The 7,279-nt window shown below is 75.5% G+C and carries 7 protein-coding genes; 5 read left to right on the top strand and 2 right to left on the bottom strand.

Annotated features, from left to right (window positions below; translation table 11 throughout):
- Nucleotides 1–483, bottom strand: a 483-nt coding sequence (locus Q6969_RS11230; RefSeq protein ID WP_317230516.1) for a (deoxy)nucleoside triphosphate pyrophosphohydrolase, incomplete at its 3' end; no start/stop codon positions are given.
- A 153-nt stretch (nucleotides 484–636) separates the two neighbouring features.
- On the opposite strand from Q6969_RS11230, the gene Q6969_RS11225 reads away from it, so the two are divergent.
- Nucleotides 637–984 carry a LysR family transcriptional regulator gene (locus tag Q6969_RS11225; RefSeq protein WP_317230515.1) on the top strand — a complete coding sequence of 116 codons (348 nt, stop codon included), beginning with the start codon at nucleotides 637–639 and terminating at the stop codon, nucleotides 982–984.
- A gap of 35 nt (nucleotides 985–1,019) precedes the next feature.
- Here Q6969_RS11225 and Q6969_RS11220 read toward each other — a convergent pair whose 3' ends face one another.
- Entirely contained in the window at nucleotides 1,020–1,856 is an 837-nt protein-coding gene (locus tag Q6969_RS11220; protein ID WP_317230514.1) for an alpha/beta hydrolase, read from the bottom strand.
- A 124-nt stretch (nucleotides 1,857–1,980) separates the two neighbouring features.
- On the opposite strand from Q6969_RS11220, the gene Q6969_RS11215 reads away from it, so the two are divergent.
- The 4 genes from Q6969_RS11215 (at nucleotide 1,981) to Q6969_RS11200 (ending at nucleotide 7,112) form a co-directional block, all read left to right on the top strand.
- Entirely contained in the window at nucleotides 1,981–3,696 is a 1,716-nt protein-coding gene (locus tag Q6969_RS11215; protein WP_317230513.1) for an AMP-binding protein, read from the top strand.
- 88 nt (nucleotides 3,697–3,784) lie between these two features.
- Complete coding sequence (locus Q6969_RS11210) at nucleotides 3,785–4,477, top strand: FMN-binding negative transcriptional regulator (RefSeq protein WP_317230512.1); 693 nt, start codon at nucleotides 3,785–3,787, stop codon at nucleotides 4,475–4,477.
- Entirely contained in the window at nucleotides 4,474–6,042 is a 1,569-nt protein-coding gene (locus Q6969_RS11205; RefSeq protein WP_317230511.1) for an amidohydrolase, read from the top strand. The genes Q6969_RS11210 and Q6969_RS11205 overlap by 4 nt, the downstream gene beginning before the upstream one ends.
- Nucleotides 6,043–6,083: 41 nt before the next feature.
- The gene (locus Q6969_RS11200) at nucleotides 6,084–7,112 is read left to right on the top strand and encodes an NADPH:quinone reductase (protein WP_317230510.1); all 1,029 of its coding nucleotides are present in this window, start codon (nucleotides 6,084–6,086) and stop codon (nucleotides 7,110–7,112) included.
- Nucleotides 7,113–7,279 lie beyond the last annotated feature (167 nt).

Below are 7,279 nucleotides of genomic sequence, written 5' to 3'. Positions count from 1 at the left end.
CTCCCGCAGGCGCCCGGCGTGCCGGTCGTGCTCCGCGTCCGGCGCCGGTCGCGGGGCGGCCGGGTCGATCAGCCGGTCGGCGTCCGGGTGCCGCGTCGCGAGAACGAGGCTCCGCACGGCGGGCAGGTCCGGCGCGGACCAGCCGAGGTGGCCGAGGTCCGCGAGCGGCACCCAGCGCAGCTCGTCGTGGTCGGTGCTCGCGGTGGGCAGCGGACCGAGCGGTGCCACCCGGTAGCAGGCGAGGTCGATGACGCGATCGCCGACGGGCACCTCGGAGCGGTCGACGAGGGCGCCGACGGCCACGTCGATCCCGAGCTCCTCGCGGATCTCCCGCACGAGCGCCGCCTCGTGCCGCTCGCCGGCCTCGACCTTGCCGCCCGGGAACTCCCAGGTCCCCGCGCCCGGCTTGTGCGGCGCGCGGCGGCAGGCGAGCGCCCGCCCGTCGCGGATCATCACCGCGGCCACGACCTCGAGTCCCGCCATGCCGTGCCCCCTCGTCGGATCCGTCCCGGCCCCGACGCTACCGGTCGCGTCGGGCGTCCTCCCGCGCCCGGGCGCGGCCCGCACGGCCGGGGCCGGCCGTGCCCGGCCTGTACCGTGGGGGATCCGGCATCCGCCGCGACGAGAGGCACCACCGTGAAGATCAGCCACCAGCGTCACTTCGTGGTCGCGGCCGAGGTGCTGCACCTGCCGAAGGCCGCGGATCAGCTCGGCATCTCGCGCGCGAAGCTCGCCTCGTCCATCCGCGCCGTCGAGGAGCACTACGGCAGGGCCGTCTTCGACCCGCAGGCCACCGAGACGCGGCTGACGAAGACGGGCCGCCTCGCCTACGAGGAGGCGCTCGAGGAGCTCGCGAAGCCGTCCACCCCGCCCGAGGCGCCGAAGCCGCCCGCCGGCGGGAAGGCGAAGGCGTCCAAGGGCCAGGGCCGCGCGCCGGTGGTGAAGGGGCAGCCGAAGCCCTACAAGCGCACGCAGGGGCGCTGACCCGACCGGATCAGCGCCCCTGCGGGTGGTGCGTCCTACTTCGCGAGGAACTCCAGCACGACGCGGTTCCACTCCTCGGGGTGGCTGACCGTCACGCCGTGCGGGGCGCCCGGGACCACGTGCAGCTCGGAGTGCGCGATGGCCGCGTGCGTGCGCGCGCCGGACCCCTCGAAGGGGACGGTGCCGTCGCCGTCCCCGTGGATGACGAGGGTCGGGACGGTGACCTTCGTCAGGTCGTCGCGGAAGTCCGTGGTCGCGAAGGCGGCCATCGACGCGAGCGCCGCGTGCTTCCTCGACTGGTGCGCGAGCGCGATGGCCTCCTGGCGCTCGGCCTCGGTGACCCTGAGCGCCCCGTTCGCCGAGTAGAACGCGGTGGTGAACCCGTCGTAGAAGGAGTCCTCGTCCTTCGTGAGCCCCGCGGTCATCTCGGCGGCGGCGTCCTTGGTGAGGGGGCCGTCCGGGTTGTCGTCGCCCTGTATCAGGTACGGCGGCACGGCGGAGGCGAACACCACGCTGTGCAGGCGCGCCTCCCCGTGCGTCCCGATGTAGCGGGCGATCTCGCCGCCGCCCATCGAGAAGCCGACGAGGGTGACGTCGACCAGGTCGAGCTGGTCGAGGAGCGCGTCGAGGTCGTCGGCGAACGTGTCGTAGTCGTAGCCCGTGAGCGGCTTGTCGCTGCGCCCGAAGCCGCGGCGGTCGTAGGTGATGACGCGGAAGCCGGCGGCGGCGAACGCGGGGACCTGCTTGCTCCAGGACTCGCCGGAGAGCGGCCAGCCGTGGATGAGCACGACGGGGCGGCCCGTGCCCCCGGTGTCGTCGACGTGCAGGTGCGTGTCCTTCAGGAGCCCGTGGTGGGCGGTGATCTCGGTCATGCTGCGGTCCTTCCCTCCGTGATGAGTTCGTGCACTACCGGTTGACTTCGGAGCCCGGCGCCGATCGGTGCGGTCCCCGGATCCCCTGCGCCCGGCTCGGAGGCGCGGGCAGCAGGATGGACCCATGCCCCCAGCCGACTCCTCCTACCGCGCCGCCCGTGACCTCCTGCAGGAGATGCGCACCGACCGGACATCCGCGGTCGAGCGCTTCCGCTGGCCGGACGTGGGCGGCTCCTTCAACTGGGCCGTCGACTGGTTCGACAAGATCGCGCGCGGGAACGACCGGGTGGCGTTGCGCGTGGTCGCCGGCGACGGATCCGAGCGCAGCCTCACCTTCGACGAGATGGCGACGCGCTCCGACCGCGTCGCGACCTGGCTCGTCGCGCAGGGCGTGCGGAAGGGCGACCACGTGATGCTCATGCTCGGGAACCGGGTGGAGCTGTGGGAGACGATGCTCGCCATCATGAAGGCGGGCGCCGTGATCCTGCCCACCTCCACGGTGCTCGGCGCCGCCGACCTCGCCGACCGGGTGGAGCGCGCCGGCGTCCGCCAGGTCATCGCCGACCTCGCGCACACGGCCGTGTTCGACGACGTGCCCGGCGGATACGCCCGCATCGCGATCGGCGCGACGGACGCGGCGCCCGCGCCCCGCGGCTGGGCCGACTACCGCGACGCCGACCGCGCGACCGCCGACCGGGTGGGCGTCGAGGTCGCGTCGACGGATCCCGCCCTCGTCTACTTCACCTCCGGCACCACGAGCAAGCCGAAGATGGTCGTGCACACGCACACGTCGTACCCCGTCGGGCACCTCACGACCACCTACTGGATCGGGCTCCAGCCCGGCGACGTGCACCTCGCCATCAGCTCCCCGGGCTGGGGCAAGCACGCGTGGAGCTGCTTCTTCGCGCCGTGGATCGCCGAGGCGACCGTCTTCGTGCACGACTACGCGCGCTTCGACGCGCACGCGCTCGTGGAGCAGCTCGACCGCGCCGGGGTCACCACGTTCTGCGCCCCGCCCACGGTGTGGCGCATGCTCATCCAGGCCGGGATCCGCGCGCGGCCGGGGAGGCTGCGGGAGATCGTGTCCGCCGGGGAGCCGCTGAACCCGGAGGTCATCGCGCGCATCGAGGAATGGTGGGGGCTCGTGATCCGCGACGGCTACGGCCAGACGGAGACCACCGCCATCGTCGCGAACCCGCCCGGCGCGCCCGTCGTGCCGGGCTCCATGGGCACGGCTCTGCCGGGCGTCGACCTCGTCCTCGTGGACCCCGTCTCGGGCGAGCCCGCCGAGGAGGGCGAGATCTGCCTCGACCTCGCGACCCGGCCGGTGAACCTCATGGCCGGGTACCTGGGCGACGACGCCCGGACGGACGAGTCGATGCGCGACGGGTACTTCCACACGGGCGACGTGGCCCGGCGGGACGCGGACGGCTCCATCACCTTCATCGGGCGCACCGACGACATCTTCAAGTCCTCCGACTACAAGGTGTCGCCCTTCGAGGTCGAGAGCGTGCTCCTCGAGCACCCGGCGGTCGCGGAGGCCGCGGTCGTCGGCGCCCCGGACCCCGTGCGGCTCAACGTCGCGAAGGCGTACGTGCACCTCGCGGCCGGGTGGGAGCCGGACGCGGAGACGGCCCTCGCCGTGCTGCGGCACGCGCGCGAGCGGTGCCCCGCGTTCATGCGGGTGCGCCGCGTCGAGTTCGGGGAGCTGCCGAAGACCGCGTCGGGGAAGATCCGCCGGGTCGAGCTGCGGCAGCGCGAGGTCCGGGCGGCCGACGCGGGGGAGCGCCTCGCGGGCGAGTGGCGCGACGACGGGTTCGAGGGCCTGCGCGCGCGGTGAGGGCGGTCTCCCACCCGGCCGGCGGCCGGTAGCATCCCGTCATGCGCCTCGCCCCACCGTCCGCCCTCGAGCCGCGGCGGGCCGCCCGGTGAGGGAGAACCCGTCGTTCGCGCTCGAGGACGTGGCCGAGATCCGCCGCCTCGTCACGGAGAACCCGTGGGCCACGATCGTCAGCGGCACGGGTGCGGGCCTCGTCGCCTCGCACTACCCGGTGCTGCTGGATCCCGCGCGCGACGACCTCACGCTCCTCACCCACGTGGGCCGTCCCGACGAGCGGATCCACGAGCTCGGCGAGCGCTCGGGAGTCGAGGCCGAGGTGCTGGTGATCGTCCAGGGCCCGCACGGCTACGTGTCGCCCGGCTGGTACGACGCCGACCCGGCCGTGCCCACCTGGAACCACATCAGCGCGCACCTCACCTGCCGCGTCGAGATCCTCTCCGCGGAGGAGAACCTGCGCGTGCTCGGCGCGCTCGTGGACCACTTCGAGGACCGCATGCCCGCGCCGCGCCGGATCGGGGGGACGGCTCCGGACGCCGCCTACGCCGCCCGCATCAGCGCCGGGACCGTGGGCCTCCGCCTCGTCGCCACGCGCGTCGTCGCGAAGGCGAAGCTCAGCCAGAACAAGCCCGCCCGCGTGGTCGAGCGCGTGCTCCACGAGCTGGAGCACGGCGCGGAGTACCCGAACCCGGCGCTCGCCGCGGAGATGCGGCGCGCGGCCGCCCGGGCCGACGACGCCGGCGACGTGCCCGGGACCGCCGGAGCGTCCGGGACCGCCGAGTGACCGCGCTGCTCCTGGCGGGCGGGCGCCTGCCCGGATCCGACGCGCCCGTCGACGTGCTCGTACGCGACGGCGTGATCGCCGCGGTCGTCCCCGCCGGATCCGCCGACGCCCCGGGCGTGGAGACGCGCGCCCTCGACGGCCGCTTCGTGATCCCGGGCCTGTGGGACGCGCACGTGCACTTCACCCAGTGGACGAAGGTGTCGCGGCGGCTCGACCTGTCCCGCGTCGCCTCCGCCGCGGAGGCCGTCGCGCTCGTCCGGGACGCCCTCGCCGCCCGCGACGCGGCGTCCGGCGCGGGCGGCGCGGTCACGACCGCGGGCGCGCCCGAGGCGCTCGTCGGCTACGGCTTCCGCGACGGCCTCTGGCCCGACCTCCCCACGAAGGAGCTCCTCGACGCCGTCGCGGGCGACACCCCCGTGCTCCTCGTCAGCGGCGACCTGCACTGCTGCTGGGCGAGCTCGGCGGCGCTCGGTCCGCACGGCTACGGCGACCACCCCACGGGCCTCCTGCGCGAGGACGACTGCTTCGACTTCATGTACCGCGTGGAGGAGGGCGACGCGTCGTCGCTCGACGCGCGCGCCGTGCAGGTCGCGCGCGACGCCGCCCGCCGCGGCGTGGTCGGCGTGGTCGACCTCGAGATCGACGAGAACCAGGACCGCTGGCGCCGCCTCGCCGCCCTCGGCCACGACGCCCTCCGCGTCGAGTTCGGCGTCTGGCCGCAGCACCTCGACCGCGCCCGCGACGAGGGGCTCCGCACGGGCGACCTCCTCCCGGGCACCGGGGGCCTCGTGCGCGTCGGCCCCGCGAAGGTCGTCACGGACGGGTCGCTCAACACCCGCACCGCGTACTGCTTCGACCCGTACCCCGACCTCGACGGCCAGGGCGGCGCGGCGCACGGCGGCGCGTGCGGCACCCTCTCGGTGCCGCCGGACGAGCTGCGGGGGATCATGGTGCGCGCCGCGCGCCAGGGGCTCCGGCCCGCGATCCACGCCATCGGCGACCACGCGAACCGGCTCGCCCTCGACGCGTTCGCGCACCTCGACGAGGTGCTGCGCGGGACGCACCGCGACGCCCTGGGCCTCGCCGGGTCCATCGAGCACGCGCAGCTCCTCACCCGCGAGGACGTGGCGCGCTTCGCGGCGCTCGGGGTGGTCGCGAGCGTGCAGCCGGAGCACGCCATGGACGACCGCGACGTCGCCGACGTCTACTGGGCCGGCCGCACGGGCCGCGCGTTCCCCCTCGCCGACCTGCGCGCCGCGGGCACCCGCCTCGTGCTCGGCTCCGACGCCCCCGTCGCGCCGCTGGACCCGTGGGCCACCATGTCCGCCGCCGTCGGCCGGTCGCGCGACGGCCGGGCGCCGTGGCACCCGGAGCAGTCCATCGACCGCGCCGCGGCGCTCGACGCGTCCGTCCGCACGCGCGTGGCGCCGGGGGAGCGGGCCGACATCGCGGTCGTGGAGGCGGATCCGCTCGCGCCGTCCACCACCGCGGACGACCTCCGCGCGATGCGCGTGTCGGCCACCCTCCTCGGCGGCCGGCTCACGCACGACACGCTCGGCGGCTGACGGCAGGAACACCGCGCGGGTGCCGGGCGTTGGATGGTGGCATGAGAGCGATCACCTACACCCGCACCGGTGCCCCCGACGTCCTGCAGCCCGTCGACCGCGACGAGGCCGCCCCCGGCCCCGGCGAGGTGCGCGTCCGCGTCGTCGTGTCCGGCGTGAACCCCACCGACTGGAAGTCCCGCGACGGCGGGTCGCCCGGCCAGGAGCTGCCGTTCCCCGAGGTCGTCCCCAACCAGGACGGCGCGGGCGTCATCGACGCCGTCGGCCCCGACGTGACCGACCTCGCCGTGGGCGACCGCGTCTGGATCATGCTGGCCGCGCACGGCCGCCCCACCGGCACCGCGCAGGAGAGCACGGTGCTCCCGGTGGACCGCGTCGCGCCCCTGCCGGACGGCCTGTCCTTCGACCTCGGCGCGAGCCTCGGCGTGCCCGCCGTCACCGCGCACCGCGCGCTCACCGTCGCCGAGGACGGGCCGTCGCGCCTCGCCCCGGGCGCCCTCGCCGGACGGCACGTCCTCGTCGCGGGCGGCGCGGGCGCGGTCGGCCACGCCGCCATCCAGCTGGCGCGCTGGGCGGGTGCCACCGTGATCACCACTGTCAGCTCCCCGGAGAAGGGCGCCCTCGCCACGGCCGCCGGCGCGCAGCACGTCGTCGACTACCGCGCGACCGACGCGGCCACGGCGATCCTCGAGATCGCGCCCGACGGCGTCGACCTGATCGTCGAGGTCGCCCCCGCGCAGAACGCCGGGCTGAACCAGCGCGTGGCGCGGAACCGCGCGTCCGTCGCGGTCTACGCGAACAACGGCGGCGACACCGTCACGCTGCCCGTGGTCGACAGCTTCGTGAAGAACCTCCGCTACCAGTTCCTGCTGCTGTACACGGTCGGCCAGGAGGCGCTCGACGCCGCCCGCGCCGACATCCACCTGGCGCTCATCGACGGCGCCCTGCCCGTCGGCGAGGAGGCGGGCCTGCCGCTGCACCGCTTCCCGTTGGAGCGGACCGCCGACGCGCACCAGGCGGTCGAGGACGGCGTGACCGGCAAGGTGCTCATCGACGTGACGCCGGCCTGACGCCCCGTGGGGTCCGGGCGTCGCCCGGACCTGGCCGTCGCGGCGGCCGGACACTAGCCTGACGGCGTGACCGAACGCGACACGCCGACGACGGAGCCTGCCGCCCCCCGCCGTGCCGCCGGCCGCCGTGCCGGCCGTCGCCGTGCCCCGCGCGATCCCGCGGCCTG

Origin of the sequence: Clavibacter sp. MX14-G9D (genome assembly GCF_032917815.1) — a bacterium.
Classification (GTDB): domain Bacteria; phylum Actinomycetota; class Actinomycetes; order Actinomycetales; family Microbacteriaceae; genus Clavibacter; species Clavibacter michiganensis_K.
Note: the sequence above shows the minus strand (reverse complement) of the source record. Positions and strands in the feature narration are given on the sequence as shown.

What these genes read in the sequence shown, in the direction of transcription:
- Q6969_RS11220 (WP_317230514.1), bottom strand. Translation starts at nt 1,856, where the DNA reads ATGACCGAGATCACCGCCCACCACGGGCTCCTGAAGGACACGCACCTG.
- Q6969_RS11215 (WP_317230513.1), top strand. Translation starts at nt 1,981, where the DNA reads ATGCCCCCAGCCGACTCCTCCTACCGCGCCGCCCGTGACCTCCTGCAG.
- Q6969_RS11200 (WP_317230510.1), top strand. Translation starts at nt 6,084, where the DNA reads ATGAGAGCGATCACCTACACCCGCACCGGTGCCCCCGACGTCCTGCAG.